General features: G+C 44.9%; 21 protein-coding genes. 18 read left to right on the top strand and 3 right to left on the bottom strand.

What is annotated here, in order from left to right; all coding sequences use genetic code 11:
- The first annotated feature begins 181 nt into the window (after positions 1-181).
- From V6669_RS21715 to V6669_RS21705, 3 genes are all read left to right on the top strand, one after another.
- Positions 182-817 carry a helix-hairpin-helix domain-containing protein gene (locus V6669_RS21715; RefSeq protein WP_338588020.1) on the top strand — a complete coding sequence of 212 codons (636 nt, stop codon included), beginning with the start codon at positions 182-184 and terminating at the stop codon, positions 815-817.
- Positions 818-856: 39 nt separating this feature from the next.
- Positions 857-1,375, top strand: a complete 519-nt coding sequence (locus V6669_RS21710) for a dCMP deaminase family protein (RefSeq protein ID WP_338588019.1) — start codon at positions 857-859, stop codon at positions 1,373-1,375.
- A 102-nt stretch (positions 1,376-1,477) separates the two neighbouring features.
- Complete coding sequence (locus V6669_RS21705) at positions 1,478-4,345, top strand: ComEC/Rec2 family competence protein (RefSeq protein ID WP_338588018.1); 2,868 nt, start codon at positions 1,478-1,480, stop codon at positions 4,343-4,345.
- Between the two features lie 11 nt (positions 4,346-4,356).
- Here the strand turns inward: V6669_RS21705 and V6669_RS21700 are convergent, their stop codons facing one another.
- Positions 4,357-4,812, bottom strand: a complete 456-nt coding sequence (locus tag V6669_RS21700) for a hypothetical protein (RefSeq protein ID WP_338588017.1) — start codon at positions 4,810-4,812, stop codon at positions 4,357-4,359.
- Between the two features lie 828 nt (positions 4,813-5,640).
- On the opposite strand from V6669_RS21700, the gene V6669_RS21695 reads away from it, so the two are divergent.
- The 3 genes from V6669_RS21695 (at position 5,641) to V6669_RS21685 (ending at position 7,100) form a co-directional block, all read left to right on the top strand.
- The gene (locus V6669_RS21695; RefSeq protein WP_338588016.1) at positions 5,641-6,135 is read left to right on the top strand and encodes a hypothetical protein; all 495 of its coding nucleotides are present in this window, start codon (positions 5,641-5,643) and stop codon (positions 6,133-6,135) included.
- Between the two features lie 111 nt (positions 6,136-6,246).
- Entirely contained in the window at positions 6,247-6,552 is a 306-nt protein-coding gene (locus tag V6669_RS21690; RefSeq protein WP_338588015.1) for a hypothetical protein, read from the top strand.
- Positions 6,553-6,563: 11 nt separating this feature from the next.
- Complete coding sequence (locus V6669_RS21685; RefSeq protein ID WP_338588013.1) at positions 6,564-7,100, top strand: hypothetical protein; 537 nt, start codon at positions 6,564-6,566, stop codon at positions 7,098-7,100.
- A gap of 129 nt (positions 7,101-7,229) precedes the next feature.
- Here V6669_RS21685 and V6669_RS21680 read toward each other — a convergent pair whose 3' ends face one another.
- A complete protein-coding gene (locus tag V6669_RS21680; RefSeq protein ID WP_062835531.1) occupies positions 7,230-7,532 on the bottom strand; it encodes a hypothetical protein in 303 nt (100 codons plus the stop codon).
- Between the two features lie 352 nt (positions 7,533-7,884).
- Between V6669_RS21680 and V6669_RS21675 the strand changes: the two genes are divergently transcribed.
- From V6669_RS21675 to holA, 3 genes are all read left to right on the top strand, one after another.
- On the top strand, positions 7,885-8,433 hold the full coding sequence (locus V6669_RS21675) for a sigma-70 family RNA polymerase sigma factor (protein ID WP_017687205.1): 549 nt from the start codon (positions 7,885-7,887) through the stop codon (positions 8,431-8,433).
- Positions 8,430-9,707, top strand: coding sequence for a zf-HC2 domain-containing protein (locus V6669_RS21670; RefSeq protein WP_338588011.1), 1,278 nt, complete (start codon positions 8,430-8,432; stop codon positions 9,705-9,707). The genes V6669_RS21675 and V6669_RS21670 overlap by 4 nt, the downstream gene beginning before the upstream one ends.
- Before the next feature lie 258 nt (positions 9,708-9,965).
- Complete coding sequence (gene holA, locus V6669_RS21665; protein ID WP_338588010.1) at positions 9,966-10,982, top strand: DNA polymerase III subunit delta; 1,017 nt, start codon at positions 9,966-9,968, stop codon at positions 10,980-10,982.
- A 189-nt stretch (positions 10,983-11,171) separates the two neighbouring features.
- Here the strand turns inward: holA and rpsT are convergent, their stop codons facing one another.
- Positions 11,172-11,444, bottom strand: a complete 273-nt coding sequence (gene rpsT / locus V6669_RS21660) for a 30S ribosomal protein S20 (protein ID WP_024628504.1) — start codon at positions 11,442-11,444, stop codon at positions 11,172-11,174.
- 175 nt (positions 11,445-11,619) lie between these two features.
- Between rpsT and gpr the strand changes: the two genes are divergently transcribed.
- The 9 genes from gpr to dnaK all read left to right on the top strand — a co-directional run bounded on the left by gpr (position 11,620) and on the right by dnaK (position 22,293).
- The gene (gene gpr, locus V6669_RS21655; RefSeq protein ID WP_036615103.1) at positions 11,620-12,621 is read left to right on the top strand and encodes a GPR endopeptidase; all 1,002 of its coding nucleotides are present in this window, start codon (positions 11,620-11,622) and stop codon (positions 12,619-12,621) included.
- Between the two features lie 146 nt (positions 12,622-12,767).
- On the top strand, positions 12,768-14,063 hold the full coding sequence (locus V6669_RS21650) for a stage II sporulation protein P (RefSeq protein ID WP_338588009.1): 1,296 nt from the start codon (positions 12,768-12,770) through the stop codon (positions 14,061-14,063).
- 53 nt (positions 14,064-14,116) lie between these two features.
- The gene (locus V6669_RS21645) at positions 14,117-14,476 is read left to right on the top strand and encodes a hypothetical protein (protein WP_338588008.1); all 360 of its coding nucleotides are present in this window, start codon (positions 14,117-14,119) and stop codon (positions 14,474-14,476) included.
- Between the two features lie 145 nt (positions 14,477-14,621).
- Positions 14,622-16,436, top strand: a complete 1,815-nt coding sequence (lepA, locus tag V6669_RS21640; protein ID WP_076211672.1) for a translation elongation factor 4 — start codon at positions 14,622-14,624, stop codon at positions 16,434-16,436.
- A gap of 182 nt (positions 16,437-16,618) precedes the next feature.
- Positions 16,619-17,803 (top strand): radical SAM family heme chaperone HemW, encoded by a 1,185-nt coding sequence (gene hemW, locus V6669_RS21635; RefSeq protein ID WP_036668565.1) that lies wholly within the window; start codon positions 16,619-16,621, stop codon positions 17,801-17,803.
- A gap of 118 nt (positions 17,804-17,921) precedes the next feature.
- Positions 17,922-18,392, top strand: a complete 471-nt coding sequence (locus V6669_RS21630) for an N-acetyltransferase (protein WP_017687214.1) — start codon at positions 17,922-17,924, stop codon at positions 18,390-18,392.
- A gap of 256 nt (positions 18,393-18,648) precedes the next feature.
- Positions 18,649-19,680, top strand: a complete 1,032-nt coding sequence (gene hrcA / locus V6669_RS21625) for a heat-inducible transcriptional repressor HrcA (RefSeq protein ID WP_338588007.1) — start codon at positions 18,649-18,651, stop codon at positions 19,678-19,680.
- A gap of 35 nt (positions 19,681-19,715) precedes the next feature.
- Positions 19,716-20,288, top strand: coding sequence for a nucleotide exchange factor GrpE (gene grpE, locus V6669_RS21620; RefSeq protein WP_133385571.1), 573 nt, complete (start codon positions 19,716-19,718; stop codon positions 20,286-20,288).
- Positions 20,289-20,448: 160 nt separating this feature from the next.
- Positions 20,449-22,293 carry a molecular chaperone DnaK gene (gene dnaK / locus V6669_RS21615; RefSeq protein ID WP_338588006.1) on the top strand — a complete coding sequence of 615 codons (1,845 nt, stop codon included), beginning with the start codon at positions 20,449-20,451 and terminating at the stop codon, positions 22,291-22,293.
- Positions 22,294-22,365 lie beyond the last annotated feature (72 nt).

The raw sequence follows: 22,365 nt of genomic DNA, 5'->3' as shown, positions 1-22,365 counted from the left end.
TCAGGCCTCCTTTCATGCTTTACGGTACTGGCGCAGTTCATTCCCTCTATTCTATGCGTGAGGACCTGTTTCACATGACATGAAAAATGCACAACTTGTTTCATCAGGAAAGTACAACGGTTCGGAAGCACCGCCCGTGTTCGAAATGAATGATTTTGAATTCAGGGAGAGGTGTGGAAGAATGAGATGGAATAAAGGGATGACCATTGCTGCTGCAGTGGTTGGAAGTATACTTATATTATGGTCGGGCAAAAGTGAACAACCACCTAGTGGCTGGGAACCCTTGCAGCTCGGCACCGAGAAGCCGACGATAGAGCAGGAACTTCCTGCTGTACAGTCGGCTACTTCGGTTCAGGGCAACACGGGATCATCTTCGGGAACGGATGCAAGTGGGGTGCAGACTGGGAATGAGGCAAAGGCAGATAAGTCTAAAGAGCTTGCGAGCGCTTCAGTTGATGGTGATTCGGGAGTTCAAACTACAAGTCAGACGAACGATAATCCATCAGATACGGCTATTTCGACTGAACCGATTGTGCAGGGTACGAATTCGAATCCTTCGGTTTCCTCCGAGACGGTATCAAGCAGTAACCCAGCTGTAGTTCGTGAGGAAACTAGCGACAATGGCAAGATTGATGTGAATACGGCACCTGTCTCCAAGCTTACAGAGCTTCCCGGAATTGGGGAGAAGAAAGCTCAGGCCATTGTGGACTACCGGAATGCACATGGTCCTTTTGCCAAAGTTAGTGATCTGACAAAGGTCAAAGGAATCGGCATGAAGATGCTGGAGAAGATGGCGCCGTATGTGCAGATCCGTTAATATTAAAATATAAATTGTGTTAAGCGGGAGGAAAACAGCATGAGTACAGAGGTACGCAAGGACTGGGATACGTATTTTATGGACATCGCGTATATGGTTTCCACCCGTTCCCGCTGTTCGCGTCGTCATGTGGGTGCCGTTCTTGTTCAAGGGAAGAAACTGCTGGGAACAGCCTATAATGGTGCACCCACCGGCGTCCCGGATTGTTCTGAGGCAGGTTGCATGATATCGGAAGAGTATGAGTTGGTCGTAACCGATGGGCAAGAAAAAATGGTGAAAAAGCAACGATGCATTCGTACAATTCATGCGGAGCAAAATTTGCTTTTATTCACAGATCGAATCGACCGCGAAGGTTCGTCCGTGTATGTGACCGACGAACCGTGCTGGACATGTGCCAATATGCTGGCGAATAGCGGGATTACAGAAATCGTGTTTCATCGTTCTTATCCTAAAGATACCGGCAAGGTTACAAATATGATGGAACAGAAGGGCATAACGTTCCGCAGGCTGGAGAATTACCAGCCCCCGCGGGAAACGATGATGACTGTGAGCAATTAATGTAAATATGATCGAATACGTGAGGGAGAACCTCCGGCAAGCCTGAATTGGCTTTCCGGGGGTTTTTCTGCGTTCAACGGGTGACATGAAGGAGTGGGACAAATGAAAGGCAGACCGTTGTTAAGTTTTACGATTTGCTGGTTATGCGGTAGCGGAATGGCATGTGCGTTAACAGGCTGGACGTTAATCTGGGGGATGATTGGAGCGCTGGCATGTCTGCCACTTCTACTTCGTTTTATGGATGTTCGTGGATGGTCCATTTTATTTTTGCTCTCTGCCTTTATTGGAGGTGCTGCACATTGGGAATGGAATGACGCACGCAATCATAGCAGTCTGCCCGAGACTACCCATATTGCTATTCGAGACTTAGACGGTTTGGTAGCCGAAATTCAGGGTGAGCTTGTGTCAGATGTACGTATTGATGGAGATCGGGCTGACTTTAAGATGCAGATGTCTTCAATATTGCCCATATCGGATTCATCAGCAGATACAGATCTGGCAGCGTCTGCATTCCAAATAGATGAACAATTGATGGTACAAGTCAGACTGTTGGAGGAAGAAGAACAACAGGTAGCAGCGGGCTGGAAGAGGGGCGATACAATCACGCTTAATGGTTCTTTTGCCCTTCCTGGCGAAGCCAGGAACTTTGACGGGTTTGATTATCGCAGTTATTTGCGAACCTTGCATATCCATTGGTTGTTCAAAGTGAAGGGAGCCGGTTCGGTAACAGCTACGCCTCCTGAGGGGCTTGGACAATTTAACGTACTACGATGGACGGATTGGGCAAGGCATACGTTGGGCTCGGCGGTTGAGCATTTATTTCCAGAGCCTCATGCAGGATATATGAAGGGTCTTATTATCGGGATGGCTACTGATATCGATCCAGGTACCTATGGTCAGTTTTCACAATTGGGTTTAACGCATATCCTGGCAATCTCCGGGACCCATGTCGCTGTATATGTCGCTTCTCTTCTCCTTATTCTATCCTGGCTAAGGCTTACCAGAGAGACGGCACTCACGATTGTTCTGATCCTGGTGCCAGCTTATGTACTGTTATCCGGAGGTTCACCTTCAGTAATTCGGGCAGGAATTATGTCCATGATTGGGTTGTACATGGCACGTCGCGGTCTCGCTAGAGATGGCCTTCAGATGATCAGTGCAGCAGCGTTGCTGATGATGTGGTGGGACCCGTACTTTTTATTAAGCGTGAGCTTCCAGTTATCCTTTCTTGTGACCGCAGGTTTGATGATCTACATGCCATTGATTAACCGACTGTTCAGCAGCTGGCCGAAATCACTGGCTGCAACAGCATCCGTAACGGTGACCGCTCAGCTGATTTCGTTCCCAGTAACCATTCTCTATTTCAATCAGTTCTCATTGCTTTCATTTGTAGCTAACTTTCTGCTGGTTTCTTTGATTAGTGCTATTGTATTACCTCTGGGGACGGTCGCCATGTTATTGTCATTCATATGGGTTCCCTTGGCGAAACCTCTCGCATGGATTGCGATGCAACTGAATCAACTGACATTTATAAGCGTGGAGTGGATGAATAGCCTGCCAGGTTTTGTATTGATCTGGGCAACACCGCCCTTGTTATGGATTGCCGCATATTATGCTGTGTTGTATGCCTTACTCTACCTGTTGCATCGTGGCAATGGTGAGCAGCAAGAAACAGCGTTTGTTGAGGAAGAGACGGCTCCTCTTGTGAGGGGACAACCTTCAGTTTCAATGGCGAATATGGGCATTCGCTCTTCGATGTCTACCGTGGCACAGGATCAAGGTAAGAACCGTGTAGGTGGAAAAGAAACTTCATTAACGACATTAGGAGCCAGTATTGCCTGGCCGGAATATATAAGTGCATTTACCGCACGAGGTGCAGGATATTATGCACATGAACGAATGAGTAAAGCTCAGCGATGGTTGTGCGGGTTGCTCGCAATCAGCTTTATTGCTGGATTATGGTGGGCATATCAGACTCCCAAGCCTGCTGGAACCGGCATCGTGCAGTTTTTGGATATTGGACAAGGGGACAGCACGTTGATTACAACCCCGGAAGGCAAACATATTTTGGTGGATGGCGGGGGAACGGTTAGTTTTGGGAACACCGAACAATCGTGGAAAACAAGACGTGATCCGTATGAGGTAGGTGCCAAGGTGGTTGTTCCTCTATTGAAAAAAAGAGGCATCCATCAACTGGATGCTGTCATTGTAACACATGCTGATCAGGATCATGCCGGAGGGCTACAGGCTGTGCTGGAACAGATTCCGGTTAAACGTTTCATGTTTAATGGCACGACCAGCGGTAAGGATAACTTTGATAAGTTACTGAATACAGCCATGGAACGGAAAATACCTCTGTACGCCATTCAGCAGGGCATGTCCTATAAGGCTGATAAAGAGACATTTTTACATTTTATAGCTCCGGATCTGGCACATATGGATGTAAATGCATCAGGCAGTTTACCTGTATCTGAACATCAGAATCATGATTCCGTTGTCTTTTTGCTGGAAATGGCCGGGGCTTCCATGTTGTTCACCGGAGATATGGATGCAGCAGCCGAGCAGGACCTGCTCTATATGATTCAGGATGGCTCGTTAGCTGCCCAGTTTGAACAGAAAGGTACAGATATTGGAGTTACAGAGGGAGTTGTACAAAGGATACTTACACGACCGTTGCAGGTTGATTCAAAAGATGCTTCAGCAGCATTTGTCTCCATTGACGTTTTAAAAGTAGCTCATCATGGGAGTAAAACGTCTTCAACCGAAGCCTGGCTCCAATACTGGAATGCCAAAACCGCTGTGATATCTGCTGGAGTTAACAATACATATGGGCATCCCAATCCGGGAGTGATGGAACGTCTGGAGGCTATCGGGTCAGATATTTATCGGACGGATCAGATGGGTGAGGTCCAGATGAGAGTGAAAGATGGGAAGATTGATATTCGGTACAAGTTGTTTGGAGTTGAGTGACGGCACGCAACCTATTTATCGGTGTGATGAAAAATGAAAAAACGCCGATCTAATACCAATTGGAAGGTTAAAAAGACAAGAGAACCTACAATGATGTAGAGAGTTTGAGCAGAAAAAGTATTGAAGTTAAGTGTAAATATCGAGTAGATGATCCCACCTGTGAAGCCTAATAGAACATATGCGGCAATAGCAACGAGCAATCTTATATACGTATTATCTTTTTTTCTGTATAAAAGTAATCCATCCACCAATATGGAAAGTGGCATAATTAAGAAAAGTAAAATAGCGAGGTTAATCAATAATCCAACTGCAAATTTATACCCGAATGAATAATAGTAAGTATTTTCCAATCTTTCATCTATAGGGACATAGTGATATATCCCCATTGCAAGTGAAATGAAAATTGCAGTTAATACAGCTGCAAGTATTTTTCCGCGCGGCCTATTGATTCTATGGGTGTTTGTCATTTAAATATTGACCTCCATCTTGAATAACTATATTAAACAACTGATAGACTTGGGGAGTTACTATATTTTAGCATATACAGGCTGAGAAAGAATGAGTGAGGGACATTGAGAAAGTAGTACTTGGTTGACCAATAACAGAAAAAAGTCGTTCCGCTGCGAACGACTTCTTTTTGAATTGCATGGTGGTGACATTTCCAATTGTGATGCACTTTATTCGATTGTCATTTAGTGGAATCAACTAAAAACAAATTACTCTCTTGCCTTTGAGATGCCAACTACCAAGCTAATTATAGTTGCGCTGAATAAGTTAAGTATGTGATCGATTTGATCCCAACTTTTATGTCCTATTATCATATTAAATGCAAAAAGTAACACACTACAGAGTAAAAAGAATCCCAGGAAGTATTTGAAAAAGATTTTTAGATTCATTTAATCTCCCTATATTGAATTTAAATTTTGTTGCGGATGTACGTTTATATGTTTCATTCTAGAATATTGAATAGAAGTATTTGTATGTTAATCGTTAATTTCGTGTAAAAATATGGTTTGAGTTGGGGTTTTATTATTGGTAGGTGGTTTTTGTTGCAGGATTATGGTTTTTTACCAAATAATAGTTAGTCCCACCTTAGAGGAGGGATAGAGATACTTAGGGATCGTAGCACTATACATAATAATGAGGGATCAAGAAAATGGAACTTGTAGAAATGTCGCAAAGTAAAAAGAACAGAAATGCAACTCAGAAGTTTAGAGTGAAATGGATTAGAAAAGCGATAGCCCTATGCATTGGACTTTTAGTTATCGGTTTGATCGCAGGACAGTCCTCCGCTTTTGCATCATCTGGGTCGGGTAATTCCATCACTTCAGTTCTTGACCGAAATGACTATTTGCTGGACGATGGTACACTTTGGTCTAAAGGGGCCACAAGTGGATGATCAGGCTAAGGTTTTGGAATCGATTATCGATGCGGATTCTTATTGGAGTAGTGCTGGAAGCGATTCTTCTTATAGCGCATTATCTTCATCAGGAGATATATATTATGACAAATACAACAAAATACGTAAAGCTGGAAATGTACCTGATGGTAAAGCAATTGCAACGAATGGTGTTTACGCAGCTGTGCTGAAAAATGAAGGCTCGGTAGTGATTGTAAGTATGCTGTATGAGGATGACTACATCACGGTTGCGAATAATATGCAATCTTTGATTTGGTGGTGGGGTACGCATAAGCTGCTCACGGTGAAACAGGATGGAACCGTCTGGAGCTATGATCGAACTGCCAAATATAAGGGCGAGCAACTGCCTGGTTTAAGTAACGTATCGTAGATGGTGTATGCGCCTAATCTGGATGAGCTATATACATAGTTACAAGATGGATCATGGGCTACATATGATAATGGAAAGTTAACTCCTCTATCAGCTCCCGGGTTAAATCAAGTGACACTTACGGCATCTTCCAAGGAAGCTTTTATTGGGGATATGATCACCCTTACCGTTCAGGAGAATTATAGTAATGGTTTCAAGAACAAACGTTCACCTTTGCCTGAAGAACTTATAGTGGAGCAGCCCCAAGTTGCACAGATTCAGGCAGGAGGCAAACTAGAGGTTACGGGCATGGGAACAACCAAAGTGACGTTGAAGATAGGAGGTTTGGCTTCAAGTCTTCAACTGAACGTTGATTCACAGCAAAAGTTAACAGGCGCCACATTGTTGGATGGAAATGTATATGGGATGCTGAGCTAAAGCAGGCCAAGGTGCTGGTTGGAAATTCTTCTATTCTGGTGGAATCGAAGGACACACTTGCACTGATCAAGAAAAAAGAGCTGGGGAATCTTGCTCGCTTCATTGGCAAGTCCTACTGGATCAACAGTGATACGAGTTTAGGGCAACGTTTCAGTAAAGTGACCATATCAGATATCAAAATTGAGAAGATTAAATACGGTGATCGAAGTTACTCTATTATCTTCCGTAATGCAAAAGGAAAAACCGTTTCTGCCTACGCAGGAGGTGCACCTTCCAGTGTGACGGAGATGCTTGCCGATTCCAACCAATTCTTCACTTCTGATCCGTATAAGAAATGCAATTGGTCCAAGTCCACTTGGAATAAAATCATTGCTGGAGAAGTAGCTTTAGGAATGAACATAACTCAGGTGCGCCTTGCATGGGGAGATCCATCGAGCATTACGTATGAAACGAGTTCAAAAGGCAAAATCGAGGTTTGGGTGTATGCCAGCTCCGCAGGCATAAGAGCTTTGGGGTTTCTCAATGGCAAACTGATGGCGATTTACTGATGAATATACCAATTAATCACTTCATTTGATTGTAAGTCACAGCAAAAAAAGCCCGCTTTCCGTTACACTCCACGAGGGAGAATATCGGAAAACGGGCCATTTTTTCAAAATGTAGAAGAAATATAAGAACTACTCCACGCCATCCTTAAAGTGTTTGTTCCAGTGTTTGTCGCCCTTGTGCAACAGATCTTCTACCGTTTTCTCAAGAGTCATCAACAACTGTGCTCTGACATCAAGTACGGTTTCTCTGTACAAGCGTTCTTCCGATCCAACGATTTTATCGCCGTATAATGCCTGTGCAGCAACGTATTTCCGATGTTCCTCGACCAGAGTATCAATGGACTCCAATGCATGTTCTACAAAGTGGGAAATACTTTGGTATTCTTTGGGCATTTGTTCTTTTAAAGCTTGAATTTTCGCTAGAGCTGGCATGCTCATCACCTCGTGTTTATGAATGTAAATTTACAATACACCATTTTCATGAAAATTGCATTAAAAATAGCTTAAATTTGGACAAATTTCGACTTTTTTTATTTTCAGAACCAAAAAAGTGCTTAGCTATAATGTATGCCATTGCATTTGAATTGAGTCGTGTAAGTAATGGAATCCCTTTTGGATACGTTTGGTGACTCATTATGCAATTTCTGTTATTCTAAGAGAAGATTTCAGCGGCCCGAATACATACGCCGTTATTTTGTTATGGCAAATTAAAAAAAATACTTAACTTTGCAACAATTTTATTGATGATCACGTCTGTAAGGTTGCAGGGAGAGGGGGATCCTTTGTGGTAGAGCCGGAACTCATCAGAGCCGCTCAATCGGGCGATCGCGACGCTCTAATTACCCTATTGCGGGAGATTGAACAACATGTCTATCGGACCGCATATTACATTCTAAATAATGAACAGGACGCTTTGGATGCTGCTCAGGAAGCGTTGATCCGAATTTACACCAAAATCAATTCATACGAAGAAAAGGCCCAATTCAAAACATGGGTACAACGCATCGTCACGAACATCTGTATTGATAAATTCAGAAGAACCAAACCGTCCGTCTCCATTGACGAACATGACATGGTTTTTCAGGATAATCAGGATGTGGAGTACGAGGTCATGTCTACATATGTGGCCCAAGACATTCAGGATGCGATCAACAAGCTTCCCGAGCATCATCGTACCGTTATTGTTCTAAGATATTTGCAGGACTTATCCTACAATGAAATTGCGGATTGTCTCGATCTTCCGTTGAATACGGTGAAATCTTATTTATTTAGAGCCAGACAGCAATTACAGAATCTACTACAGGAATATCAGAAAGGTGGTGTGACAGGATGAAATGCGAAGAGGTGGTGGAATGGATGCACCGCTATCTGGATCATGATCTGGGCGAGGCGGAAACCGCGCAGATGCTACAGCATGTGGCAAAGTGTCCGGAGTGCGCCGAAAATTTTAGTTTACTCAGAGCTCTTTCCAGAGAACTGGAAGAATTACCGCAAGTAAGCCCGAAATTTAGTCTGGTTGATGCGATTATGCCACAGCTTGATGCCATTGACGAAGCGCGGAAGGAACAAAGTAGCACCATACAGGAAATGAATCCTGTCCCCGCTGCATTTGAGAATTTACAACGTTCAAGTGAGCGGAAAACGAAGCAAAAATGGCTTAACTCGATGGCAGGACGTATGTCCATGGGTGCAGCGGCTGCGGCAGTTGTATTGGGATTCGCCATCTGGGGATATAATCCTGAACAGATCGAGAATGCCGATTCCATGCTGATGAGCTCTGGGGCTTCTCAAGAGAGTGGCAATGTGGATGAGAATCCATTAAGCAAGAGTATTGAAAATTCTGATCCTGCCACTTCATCCCAACCAAGCAGCAACGATGTGTTTGTGGATCAATCGAATGTTTCACCGACTGAACCAGACAACCAAGGCGTAGAAACCTTGCCTGAAGAGAACGGTGGAGATAAGGTACAGGAGCCTGAAGTTCAATCAGATCCGGAACCTCAACAACCGGCTACCGAATCAACACCTGCTCGGAATAAAGGAACTCAGGATAATTCGTCTAAAACTCCTTCGACCGATAATCAGCAGAGTCAGGTTCAGAACCAAGATTCTGAGAAGAGAAATCAAGAATCAGGAGATGCTCCCAAATCTTCTGCAGATGGGGAAGAGAATGGAGTAACAGAAACAGAAAATGGAGATTCCTTCACTTCTCAGACAATCGTACCGAATGTAAATGAAGATGCTCCGGTGGAAGGCAGTTCTGCTCCTGATTCCGGTGCAGGTACAGACGCATCTGGAGGAAACAAAGGTTTTGCAGCAGGACCGGATCAGGGAATGGCTACAACGGCAGCACCAAAAGAATGGAAATCACCTGACGGCTCCTATGTAGTTATGCTTATTGGTGATCAACTCAGCATATACTCCAAACCTGCCAATGAACCGGATGTTCTGAATTTGGTTGAACAACGCAGTATAGAGGGGACACTGAAGTCAGCGAGTTGGTCCAAGGATGGTACCCTATTTAATTACGAGACGGACAAGGACGGAACAACGGCGAAGAACTCGTTTAATGTACCTGTCGTTCCAAGTGGAGCTCCTGCGAAATAATTAAAAAATGGGGAGTGCGCTTCTCCAAACGAAAGAACATTTTCAGTATGACAAGCATATAGTGGAATTAACAAAACGTCCTATCTCAGTTCAAACAACTGACGTCGTATGACCGCGCACCGGCTTTTTCTAGAACTGCTGGTGTCTGCGTTTATATAGATGTAGGACAGGGGACCTTCATCCGTAAACTGGATGTAAGGTCCCTTTGTTGTCTTGCACTTTTTCTGGTAGGATAAGAGGGATAAGGAGGCACCGTGAATGGATGTAAAAAGTGCAACAAAGGCAATACGTAATGGAGAACCGGCTCCGATCTATGTGCTGTATGGAACGGAAAAGTATCAGATACAGCAATTTACGGATATGTTAAAAGAACAGGTTATTGAAGAAGAACATCGTGATTTTGCGATTATTCCATATGATTTGTCTGAAACGGCTGTGGAGGTTGTTATTGAAGAAGCAGAGACTGTACCTTTTTTGGTTCCACGCAAATTAATTATTGTAAGGGACGCGAGCCTGTTCACTGCAGGTAAAGAATCCAAGATTGAACATCAGGTTGATCGTCTGCTTACATATATGGAAAATCCGGCAGATTACAGTACGATTGTTTTTCTGGCCCAAGGGGATAAGCTGGATGAGCGTAAGAAACTGGTGAAGGCTGTTAAGAAACAGGCAGTAGTTCTTGCTTTTGCTCCACTTAGTGGAGATGAGCTGTTGAATTGGATAGTGAAACTGGCGAAGCAGCGGGATGTATCCTTTGAGACGGGAGCGGCGGACACGTTGATCAGCTATGCGGGAACAGGTCTGCAGACCCTGTCTGCTGAAGTAGACAAGTTATGTTTGTTTGCGGGAAATGGGGGGACAATCAAGCGTGCTGATATCGAGTCACTGGTTGCCCGTAGTACAGAGCAGAATGTATTTTCGCTGGTGGAAGAACTCGCTAATTTGCGACTGGAGAAAGCGTTGGCTCTTTTCTATGAGTTGCTGAAGCAGCGGGAAGAACCGATTAAAATTGCGGCTTTAATCGCACGTCAGTTTCGGATCATGATCCAGGTGAAAGAGTTGGGCCAACAAAGTTACTCCCAGCAGCAGATTGCCAGTCAGCTTGGTCTGCATCCATATGCCGTTAAGATTGCGGGTGAACAAGCTCGTAAATTTCAACCGGAACGTCTGAGAATGATTCTGAGTCACCTCAGCGAACTGGATTACCAGATGAAAACAGGAGCGGTGGATAAAGTACTTGGTCTGGAGCTGTTCTTATTGAGACTTGGTGCATGAATGGACAAGTAAACGTAATAGATTACTAGTGTGAATAACAAACAAAGCGACCTTTGCTCCATGATCGTTAAATCATCGGAATAAAGGTCGCTTTTGTTTGTGTCTTATACTTATCGAATCAGATACTAAAAAATCCTGAAAGCCTATGCTGTTCAGGATTTTTCCATTGGATCGTATAAGTAACGCTTCTTACGCTTGTGCGGAAAGAGCGTTCAGTTTTTTCGCCAAGCGAGACTTTTTGCGTGCTGCAGCATTTTTATGAACCAGACCTTTAGTTACAGCCTTGTCCAGCTTTTTGGAAGCAGCTTGAATCGCAGCTTTTGCAGTATCAACTTCGTTACTTACCAGAGCAGCATCAGCAGCTTTAACAGCTGTACGGAGTGCAGACTTCTGAGAAGCGTTGAGTGCGCGGCGCTTGTCGCTCGTTTTTACGCGTTTAACAGCGGATTTGATGTTTGGCATTACATTCACCTCCTGTAAGGCATTTGCATGAATACAAACGTTTCACAACTTAAAATATTCTATCACGCTAGCATGTAAAATGCAACAGATATTCCTACGATGTTCGACATGCTGTATAAAGAAACCCTTTTTCCCACACAATATGCTCAAATGCGGTAAGGGAGGCAGGGACAGAATGACACTGGATTTGCAAAACTATACAGTTCGTACCGATTTGGCGATCGACTCCAAGGAAATGGCGCAAGGTGGACAGAAACAGACGATTCCCGGACTACAGGAAGATGTAGAGAAAAAAGAGGGCATTACGATTACACGTATTGATGTCCTGACTGAAGAAGCAGCCACGGCTATTGGTCGGGTGAAAGGTCACTATGTCACCTTGGAAGTACCTTCACTACGGAATGGTGATACCGAGTTACAGGAGCGAGTTGCTGCCGAGTTCACACGTGAAATGGAAGATTTTATGGTTAAGGCCGGAATTAACAAAACATCCAAGGTTTTGATTGTTGGCTTGGGCAACTTAAATGTCACCCCGGATTCACTCGGTCCACTTGTTGTGGAAAATCTGATGGTAACCCGTCAGTATTTCGAATTAGTGCCAGATCAGGTTGCGCCAGGGTATCGGGAAGTCAGCGCGATTGCTCCCGGCGTGTTAGGTACAACGGGCATTGAATCCAGTGACATCGTACAGGGGATTGTAGACCGGACCAAGCCGGATGCGATTATTGCGATTGATGCGCTGGCCTCCCGTTCCTTGGAACGTGTAAATACAACGATTCAGGTAGCGGACATTGGTATTCACCCGGGTTCCGGTATTGGAAACAAACGGCGTGGCCTGACCCGTGAGATATTAGGTGTGCCTTGCATCGCCATCGGAGTACCAACCGTATGTTATGCGTCCACCATTGTGAACAATGTGATTGAGATGATGCGCTCACACTTCCGCCAGGAAACGGATCAGACCAAACAGATCATGGGTATGCTGGACGACATCGGTGAGCAAGATCGCTTGAGTCTGGTGAAAGAGGTACTGGAGCCACTGGGTCATGACCTCATTGTTACCCCAAAGGAAATCGATGAGTTTATTGAGGGAATTGCCAATGTTATCGCTACAGGACTTAACGCCGCACTCCATGATGCAGTGAATCCGGATAACGTAGCCGCCTATACACATTAAAACTTAAAACTGCTGAGAAGAAGGTCCGAATCTATCGGACTTTCTTTTTTTTGTTTCTGGAATCTTTCATTTTCCTGTTCTAGCAAATTGGGCGGGCTCATAGAGTTGAAGTATAAGAGTTGTCCAGCAGGGAAGGAGACAGCAGAATGAACAAGATATTGGCCTGGAATATTGGAAAGTGGAAAAAAAGATGTCTGCACGTGCTGGCCATGGGCCGTACGTTGTTGTTGCTTATGATCATATCTGCCTTATTTTTTGTCGTATTGGGTCTGGGGGGCATGGCAGAGAAACGCTTGAATAATTCACCCGTTTCTTCCATGAAAGGATTTGCGAGTGCCGTATCAAGCCGCTTTTTCGTCGATATGCTCGGTATGGAGATGCCTCATCTCACCCAGAAGGAACAGACCTCTGCCATATCCGGTGAGAATCTCACCTCTTTTGTTTTCCAATTACTAACGAATGTAAATCCTCAAGATCCGAAGAGCCTGATTGCGAGAGAAATGCCGGGCATGGGTTCCAACCAACCTGTTCTGCTCCGTCCTGGATCTGGTAACGAAAAAGCAGAGGCTCCCGAGGATTATCAGCCCGGTCCCGGTCTTACGGATACGGCTTCCGCAGGTGGAGGAAAACCTGGTAGTGAGCTGCATATTCCACCAGGCCAAGACAATACGGATCCACCTGAGTCGAGTGAGCCTGGAGATGGAGAAGGTAAAGAAGATCCTCCAGCGAAGAATGGTGAGAAAGACAATTCAGGCTCACCGACAACAGGCAAAAAGTCAATTCTTATCTATCATTCCCATCCAAGGGAAGGCTACAATCCACTGCTAGGTACGAAAAGTGATAATCCATCATCAGGCAAATCAACAGGCAATGTGTTTCAAGTGGGAACCTACCTCTCAGACAGTCTGGAGAAGCTGGGAATCGGCGTAGAACACGCCAAGGATGATTACCCCACTAAAGTTAAGGACTACAACTGGAACTATTCCTATAAATACTCCCGTCAAACGGTAAAAGCGGCACTCGCTCAAAATGATGATCTGACGTATCTCATAGACATTCATCGTGATTCACAGCGTCATGGCAAAACAACAACAACAATTAATGACTTGGGCTATGCCAAAGTGTATTTCATTATTGGACATGAAAATCCAAATTGGCGGCAGAATGAAGCCTTTGCAGCGAAAATTCATAAGAAACTGGAAGCCAAGTATCCTGGGGTATCCCGTGGTGTGTGGGGCAAGGATGGCGGAGGAGCCAACAATGGAGAGTATAATCAAACCCTTTCACCCAACAGCATTTTGATTGAGATTGGCGGCATAGACAACACAGGAGCTGAGTTACAACGGACATCGAAGATTCTAGCAGACATGATTGCCCAAGTGTATTGGGAAGATCAGAAGGTGGACAAAGCTAGTGCGGAAACCTCGTCGCAGGGTGGATAGGAATTATATATGTAAAGAAGATAAAAATAGTAGAGTGACAGGAGGCAAAGCATATGTCCAGATTCGGTAAAAGACTGTTATCCATGGCTGTATTAATGTTGCTGGGTGTTCTGTTCGGAATGCAGCTGGCTGGCAGCAACTTTCATATGGGCAATCCATCAGGAGGCACGTCAACCGTGGTGACAACTGAGCCAACTTCATCGGTTACCGAATCTGTTCCAACTGCACCTGTCCAGAAGGAGATCAAAGAACCAACGTTTGTACCTGTTCAGTCACCAAGCCAAGTGCTTGGGGCAGATCAGAGTAAGGCTCCGGTCGATGTGTTGGCAGACAAAACGGCTGGACTATTGCAAAATCTCTCACATAGTGGCATCAAATGGGTAGTCTCTCTTTTTAGTGGCGTTGCTGAATAAAATACCATGGGTTAAAGGTACAATATTACCTCTAGGAGTGTATGATCACACTTTATTATAAAGTTGAGACAACACGGGATTGATGCACTGTGCTTCAACTGTTATAATGAAGTGATTGACACTAGGCTGTTTCTGGGGGTAAGGAATGACTGACATTCGGGCAAGACAACGTAAAATTCGTAACTTTTCTATCATTGCACATATAGATCACGGCAAATCAACACTTGCGGACCGGATCTTGGAGCACACAGGTGCGCTCACGTCACGTGAAATGCAGGAACAGGTTCTGGATAAGATGGACCTTGAACGCGAACGTGGAATAACGATCAAGCTACAAGCAGTAGCCTTGACTTACAAAGCGGATGATGGTGAAGAGTATTTATTGAATCTGATTGATACACCGGGACACGTAGACTTCACATATGAAGTATCACGCAGTCTTGCTGCATGTGAAGGTGCTTTGCTGGTTGTGGATGCGGCTCAGGGAATCGAAGCCCAAACACTTGCCAACGTGTATCTGGCATTGGATAACAACCTTGAAATTTTACCAGTAATCAACAAAATTGACCTTCCAAGCGCTGATCCTGAACGGGTGAAGCAGGAAGTGGAAGACGTTATTGGTTTGGACACAAGTAATGCGGTCTTGGCTTCGGCCAAATCAGGAATCGGAATCAAAGAAATTTTGGAGCAAGTGGTGAAAAGTGTTCCAGCTCCAACTGGTGATCCTGACCAGCCTTTGAAAGCGCTGATCTTTGACTCGCACTATGACCCGTACAAAGGTGTAATTGTATATGTGCGTGTTGTTGATGGCAAAATCAAATCCGGTTCCAAAATCAAAATGATGGCAACAGGTAAATCATTTGAAGTCATTGAAGTTGGAGCGTTCAAACCTCGTATGACCATCGTGGACGAGCTGAACGTCGGGGATGTTGGATTTATAGTTGCAGGTATCCGGCATGTTGGCGATACACAAGTCGGGGATACGGTGACAGATGCCAAAAATCCAACACCGGAACCTTTGCCGGGTTATCGTAAAATTAACCCAATGGTGTATTGTGGTCTCTATCCGATCGAAACATCGGACTATGTTGATCTGCGTGAAGCGTTGGAGAAATTGCAGTTGAACGATGCGTCTCTTAGCTTTGAACCGGAAACATCCAGTGCACTCGGTTTTGGATTCCGTTGCGGATTCCTTGGACTGCTTCACATGGACGTTATCCAGGAGCGGATCGAGCGGGAGTTTAACATTCCGTTGATCACAACGGCACCAAGTGTAATCTATCACGTCACTTTAACGAACGGTGAAGTGATGAAAATCGACAACCCATCCAACTATCCTGAGGTGGGACGGATTGATTACGTCGAGGAACCATACGTCAAGGCAGATATTATCGTACCGAATGATTATGTAGGTACCATTATGGAGCTGTGTCAGAATAAACGCGGTGAATATGTAAATATGGAATATTTGGACACGACCCGGGTTACCATTACCTATGAGATTCCGTTGTCCGAGATTGTATATGACTTCTTCGACCAGTTGAAATCCGGTACCAAAGGATATGCATCCTTGGATTATGAGTTGTCCGGTTACCGTCAGTCCAATCTGGCGAAAATGGATATTGTACTCAATGGCGAACAGGTGGATGCTCTGTCCTTCATCGTTCACCGTGACCGTGCCTATAATCGCGGACGCATTGTCTGTGAGAAACTGCGCGAGCTGATTCCACGGCAAATGTTCGAGGTGCCAATTCAGGCATCTGTAGGTACCAAGGTTGTTGCTCGTGAGACGGTAAAAGCAATGCGTAAAAACGTACTTGCCAAGTGTTATGGTGGTGACATCTCGCGGAAACGGAAACTGCTTGAGAAGCAGAAAGAAGGTAAGAAGCGGATGAAGCAGGTTGGTAACGTTGAGGTGCCACAAGAGGCATTCATGGCGGTACTGAAAATTGATGATTAAATAATCTAATTTGAAATACGTCACAGAATGTGAGTATTCAAACTAGATTAGGAGAATTCAATTTCGGGTACATCACAGAGTGTGTGTATCGAAATTGAATTGGTACAACACAGAATATTAAATAACTAAGCTGAAAGGGAAGCCGGATGGCTTTCCTTTTTTCAAATAGAGGGGGACTTGCCATGACATTGGCAGCACACAGCCGGAAGACAGGTGCGCCCCAAGCGGTGTATCTTCACATTCCCTTTTGCACGAATAAATGTTTTTATTGCGACTTTAACTCCTACGTTCTGAAAGATCAGCCCGTGATGCAATATCTCGAAGCGCTGGAACGGGAGATGGAACATACAGTTAAGGCCAATCCACCGGGGGAGATCAAGACCATATTTGTAGGTGGGGGTACGCCAACGGCTCTGAAACCGGATGAGATGGCAGTATTTCTTCGTTCCGTGAAGACGTATTTCCCAAATTGGGCGGATGATATTGAATTTTCAATGGAAGCCAACCCGGGAACAACAGATGCGGAGAAACTCGCTGCGATGAAAGAAGGCGGCGTCAACCGTGTCAGCTTTGGCGTACAGGCATTTCAGAATGATCTGCTGACAGGCATTGGCCGTATTCATAATACGGATGATGTATATCGCAGTTTGGAGAATGCTCGTAAAGCAGGATTGAATAACCTGTCCATTGACCTGATGTTTGGTTTGCCGAACCAGACCGTAGAGATGTTAAATGAGAGTATCGACAAAGCGCTGGAGCTTGATCTGCCGCATTACTCCATCTACAGCCTGAAAGTGGAAGAGAATACACTTTTCCATACACTGTATCAGAAGAACCAGTTGCCACTTCCTCATGAAGATGACGAGCTGGAGATGTATCTTCTATTAATGAGACGTATGAAAGAAGCAGGTTATGGACAATACGAGATCAGTAACTTTGCCAAGCCGGGCTTTGAGAGTCGTCACAATATTACCTACTGGCGTAATGAGGACTACTATGGTCTGGGTGCAGGTGCGCATGGATATGTAGGCCGCGAACGGCATATGAATATTAAAGGTATAAATCCTTATGTTGAAGCTTCGCGTGCAGGACTGCCTCGTCTGGATCATTTTGAGATTGCTCGCCCTGAGGCCATGGAAGATTATCTGATGGTTGGACTGAGAATGTTGGAGGGGGCTTCGGCCTCACGTTTTAGCGAACAGTTCGGAGAGTCCATGGAAGAAGTGTTTGCGAAGCCTTTGGGCAAAATGCTGAACGCAGGGCTGCTTGAGCGGACGGCAGACGGCTTCCGACTGAGCGAGCAGGGTATCCTGTTCGGAAATGACGTTTTTGCGGAGTTTATCGGGTCCATATCGCTGAATTCATAGCTTGAAATTCTATACGCTCTGTTGTATATTTATTCATATTGATTTTACAGAGCGTGTTAATTTAACAACTACGAAGTCAGCTTTCCTCTGGAAAGCTTGGTAATAGGAGGAGAGCAGGATGTCGGTAATATGCAGAAAAGCCGTGCCGGAAGATGTTGAACCACTGTATGAAATGATTAAGGGCTATGCAGAGCGTGGGATCATGCTTCCGCGATCACGGGAAATACTGCACCGACAGCTGGAGCACTTTGTTGTAGCCGAAGTTGATGGTGAAGTGGTGGGTTGCGGATCGCTTTGTCGTCTGGGGAATGATCTGGTAGAAGTCAGATCACTCGGTATCTCGGAAGGGCACAAAGGGCTCGGTATTGGCTCCCGATTGCTGGACCGACTGGTAGAAGAAGCGGAGAAACAACAGATTCCTAAGGTTATGGCGTTGACATATGAAGTGTCCTTTTTCCTCAAAAACGGCTTTGCCGTGGTGGAAAAGGAGATTTTCCCCGAGAAAGTATGGACCGACTGTGTTCATTGCAGCAAGCAGGATTGTTGTGATGAGATCGCGGTATTAAAAGAGCTTAACGTTTCAGCCTAATAACTGAATGGACTGCATGGATCGAGCCGAGTCAGCCTCTGCCTTACATGCAGTCCTTTTTTTACTTTAAAGTATGTACAATAAAGTTGTTAGGACTCGTTGACATTGGTCTATACTATAAATAGATGAGCCCACTCATCAAACTCACTTGACAATGTTCACGTCAGTTTGGTATTTTTGTATTACCGCTTAGCACTCATCTAACCGGAGTGCTAACGACATGGGACAGTACAGTCAGAAGGAGGGAATACTCACCATGTTAACAGAGCGTCAACGAATGATTCTGAACGCTATAGTGGATGACTATATCCGTTCAGCTGAGCCCGTAGGGTCCCGGAGCATTTCCAAAAGGGGAGATGTTGGATACAGTCCGGCGACGATCCGTAATGAAATGGCGGACCTCGAAGATATGGGCTTTCTGGAACAGCCGCATACATCGGCTGGACGCATTCCATCCCATAAAGGCTATCGATATTATGTCGATCATTTGGTTCCCTGGAATCAGGTGGAGCCTCAGGAGTTGGATGATCTGAAGTCGTTCTTCGCTGAAAAGTTGAACGTCATGGAGCAAGTTATTCAGCATGCATCCAATATTTTGTCACATATGACGAATTATACTTCGATCCTGCTTGGACCGGAAGTATTCCATACGTCCCTACGTCACTTCCAATTGCTTCCGTTGAATGAAAGTGAAGCTGTGGCAATCATTGTGACCAATACAGGTCAGGTGGAGAACAAGACGGTCCAGATTCCACCAGAAATTTCGGTAGCCGAGATGGAAAATGTGGTTCGTTTGTTAAATACCAAACTTGTGGGCGTACCAATCTACAAATTGAAATCCCGTCTTTATACCGAACTTGGTCAAGAGATGGAACGGCATATTACACGTTATGAGGAAGTTATGCAGGTGCTGAACAGTGCCTTTGACAACGAACATGATAATCGTCTGTTCCTCAGTGGTGCCACCAACATGTTGACTCAACCGGAGTTTAAAGATATCGAAAAGGTAAAAGATATTCTTGACCTGCTGGAAGAGACACCAACACTCATGAAATTGATGATGCCCGTGCCGGGTGGATCTGGTATTCAAGTGCGAATCGGCACTGAAAATGATCATGAAGCCTTTGCCAACTGCAGCCTGATTACAGCCTCCTATTCATTGGACGGTGAGGCATTGGGTTCGATCGGTATTTTAGGACCCACGCGGATGGATTATGCACGTGTCATTCATATTCTAAATACACTATCCCGTGACTTGACGACGATGCTGACACATCGTTTCAAATAAGATTCGGGAATGAACCATTTCATTCGTATAAGGAGGTGAACATCTTGAAAGAGGAGCAATCATTTACAGAAGAACAAGAGGTAACAGCAGCTGAGCAGGAGCCTATTAATGAAGCTGGCGCTGCAGAAGCACAAGCTGAAGAGATGGCTGGTCAGGAGCAGGATGAGCTTGCACGTCTGAAGGCAGAAGCTGAGGAGCAACAGCAGCGTTATGTCCGTGCACAGGCTGATTTTGATAACTTCCGTCGTCGTACGCAGAAGGAAAAAGAAGAATTGGCTAAATATGCTTCGATGAAGCTGGTCACCGAACTGGTACCGGTTATTGATAACTTCGAGCGCGCCATGGCTACTGTACCGGAAGGAGCAGAGGTCGAATCTTTCTCAAAAGGCATCCAAATGATTTTCCGTCAATTGGAAACCGTGATGAATAATGAAGGTCTGACGGCTATGGAATCGGTAGGACAACCGTTCAATCCTGAATTCCACCAAGCAATTATGCAAGTGGAGAGCGACGAGTACGAAGAAGGTATCGTTGTTGAGGAAGTCCAAAAAGGCTACATGCTGAAAGATAAAGTGCTTCGTCCAGCTATGGTAAAAGTCAGCTCATAATTCCCTTATAGGAAGGAATGAGTTGGCTCCGTGGTTGAACAATGTGGGCGAAGTTTAATATAAAGGTTTGTACACATAGAGCACGATTAGCAACATGAACATCTAAATAAGGGTCAGATCAGACCCATTCATTTTAAATTGTTGAGGAGGAAATTTTCGGATGAGCAAAGTAATTGGTATTGACTTAGGAACAACAAACTCATGCGTAGCAGTAATGGAAGGCGGCGAGGCTGTCGTAATTCCAAATCCGGAGGGCGCACGTACAACTCCATCCGTAGTTGGTTTCAAAAAGGATGGAGAGCGTGTTGTTGGTGAAACTGCAAAACGTCAAGCGATCACCAATCCGGATCGTACCATCATGTCGATCAAACGTCACATGGGTACTTCCCACAAGGAAACAATCGATAGCAAAGACTACTCTGCACAAGAGATCTCTGCAATCATCCTGCAAAAATTGAAAACTGATGCTGAAGCTTATCTGGGTCAAACGGTAACTCAAGCAGTTATCACTGTACCAGCTTACTTCAATGACAGTCAGCGTCAAGCGACTAAAGATGCGGGTAAAATTGCAGGTTTGGAAGTTCTGCGTATCGTCAACGAGCCTACAGCAGCAGCTTTGGCATACGGTATGGAGAAATCCGAAGACCAAACGATTCTCGTATATGACCTGGGTGGCGGTACGTTCGACGTATCCATTCTTGAACTGGGTGACGGCTTCTTCGAAGTTAAAGCAACTAGCGGGGACAACCAACTGGGTGGGGATGACTTTGACCAAGTAATCATTGATTACCTCGTAAGTGAATTCAAAAAAGATCAAGGCATTGACTTGAGTAAAGATAAAGCAGCGGTTCAACGTTTGAAAGATGCAGCGGAAAAAGCGAAAAAAGAACTTTCCGGCGTATTGACTACAACGATCTCCTTGCCGTTCATCACGGTTGCTGATGGCGTTCCTCAGCATTTGGAGTTGAACCTGAGCCGTGCGAAATTTGAAGAAATCTCTGCAGGTCTGGTTGAGCGTACGCTTGAACCAACTCGTCGTGCATTGAGTGATGCGGGTATGACAGCTAACGATATCGACAAGATCGTATTGGTTGGTGGTTCCACACGTATTCCTGCAGTTCAAGAAGCAATCAAAAAACTGACGGGTAAAGAGCCTCACAAAGGCGTTAACCCGGATGAAGTTGTAGCTTTGGGTGCTGCTGTACAAGCGGGCGTACTGACAGGTGACGTGAAAGACGTTGTATTGCTTGACGTAACTCCACTGTCCCTGGGTATCGAAACAGCAGGTGGCGTATTCACTAAAATGATCGAGCGTAACACAACGATCCCTACAAGCAAATCTCAAGTATTCTCCACATATGCAGACAATCAACCAAGCGTTGAGATTCATGTTCTGCAAGGTGAGCGTGAGATGGCAGCGGGTAACAAATCGCTTGGACGTTTCATGTTGGGTGATATTCCACCAGCTCCACGTGGCGTTCCGCAGATCGAAGTTAGCTTCGATATTGATGCCAACGGTATCGTTAACGTATCTGCAACAGATAAAGGTACTAACAAAACTCAAAAAATCACAATCACTTCTTCCAGCGGTTTGAGCGATGCAGAAGTTGAGCAAATGATGAAAGATGCTGAGTTGCACGCTGAAGAAGATAAAAAACGCAGAGAACTCGTTGAAGCGAAAAACAGTGCAGATCAATTGATCTACTCTGTTGACAAAACGATCAAAGATCTTGGCGAAAAAGCAGATGCTGGCGAAGTTGAAAAAGCAAATGCTGCCAAAGAAAAACTGCAAGGCGTGCTGGCTTCCGACAACCTGGAAGATATCAAAGCTGCTACAGAAGAACTGACAGAGATCGTTCAACAACTGTCCGTGAAACTGTATGAGCAAGCTCAGGCGCAAGAGCAAGAAGCGCAAGGTGCTGAAGAGCAACAAGGTTCTGCTAAACGTGACAACGTCGTAGACGCTGATTACGAAGTTGTGGATGAAGATAAAAAACAAAACTAATTCGTAGTTCTACGCGAATTAAACATCGGTGACGTTCGAATTAGAGGGAAAGTCATAGCCGGGGCTCCCGCG

The organism is Paenibacillus sp. Y5S-9, from assembly GCF_036894235.1.
Lineage (GTDB): Bacteria > Bacillota > Bacilli > Paenibacillales > Paenibacillaceae > Paenibacillus.
This window is presented reverse-complemented; position numbering and strand designations above follow the sequence as displayed.

Bases quoted from the DNA above. Each gene is read 5' to 3' on its own strand.
- V6669_RS21715 (WP_338588020.1), top strand. From the start codon at position 182: ATGAGATGGAATAAAGGGATGACCATTGCTGCTGCAGTGGTTGGAAGT.
- V6669_RS21710 (WP_338588019.1), top strand. From the start codon at position 857: ATGAGTACAGAGGTACGCAAGGACTGGGATACGTATTTTATGGACATC.
- V6669_RS21705 (WP_338588018.1), top strand. From the start codon at position 1,478: ATGAAAGGCAGACCGTTGTTAAGTTTTACGATTTGCTGGTTATGCGGT.
- V6669_RS21700 (WP_338588017.1), bottom strand. From the start codon at position 4,812: ATGACAAACACCCATAGAATCAATAGGCCGCGCGGAAAAATACTTGCA.
- V6669_RS21680 (WP_062835531.1), bottom strand. From the start codon at position 7,532: ATGCCAGCTCTAGCGAAAATTCAAGCTTTAAAAGAACAAATGCCCAAA.
- V6669_RS21670 (WP_338588011.1), top strand. From the start codon at position 8,430: ATGAAATGCGAAGAGGTGGTGGAATGGATGCACCGCTATCTGGATCAT.
- holA (WP_338588010.1), top strand. From the start codon at position 9,966: ATGGATGTAAAAAGTGCAACAAAGGCAATACGTAATGGAGAACCGGCT.
- rpsT (WP_024628504.1), bottom strand. From the start codon at position 11,444: ATGCCAAACATCAAATCCGCTGTTAAACGCGTAAAAACGAGCGACAAG.
- gpr (WP_036615103.1), top strand. From the start codon at position 11,620: ATGACACTGGATTTGCAAAACTATACAGTTCGTACCGATTTGGCGATC.
- V6669_RS21650 (WP_338588009.1), top strand. From the start codon at position 12,768: ATGAACAAGATATTGGCCTGGAATATTGGAAAGTGGAAAAAAAGATGT.
- V6669_RS21645 (WP_338588008.1), top strand. From the start codon at position 14,117: ATGTCCAGATTCGGTAAAAGACTGTTATCCATGGCTGTATTAATGTTG.
- lepA (WP_076211672.1), top strand. From the start codon at position 14,622: ATGACTGACATTCGGGCAAGACAACGTAAAATTCGTAACTTTTCTATC.
- hemW (WP_036668565.1), top strand. From the start codon at position 16,619: ATGACATTGGCAGCACACAGCCGGAAGACAGGTGCGCCCCAAGCGGTG.
- V6669_RS21630 (WP_017687214.1), top strand. From the start codon at position 17,922: ATGTCGGTAATATGCAGAAAAGCCGTGCCGGAAGATGTTGAACCACTG.
- hrcA (WP_338588007.1), top strand. From the start codon at position 18,649: ATGTTAACAGAGCGTCAACGAATGATTCTGAACGCTATAGTGGATGAC.
- dnaK (WP_338588006.1), top strand. From the start codon at position 20,449: ATGAGCAAAGTAATTGGTATTGACTTAGGAACAACAAACTCATGCGTA.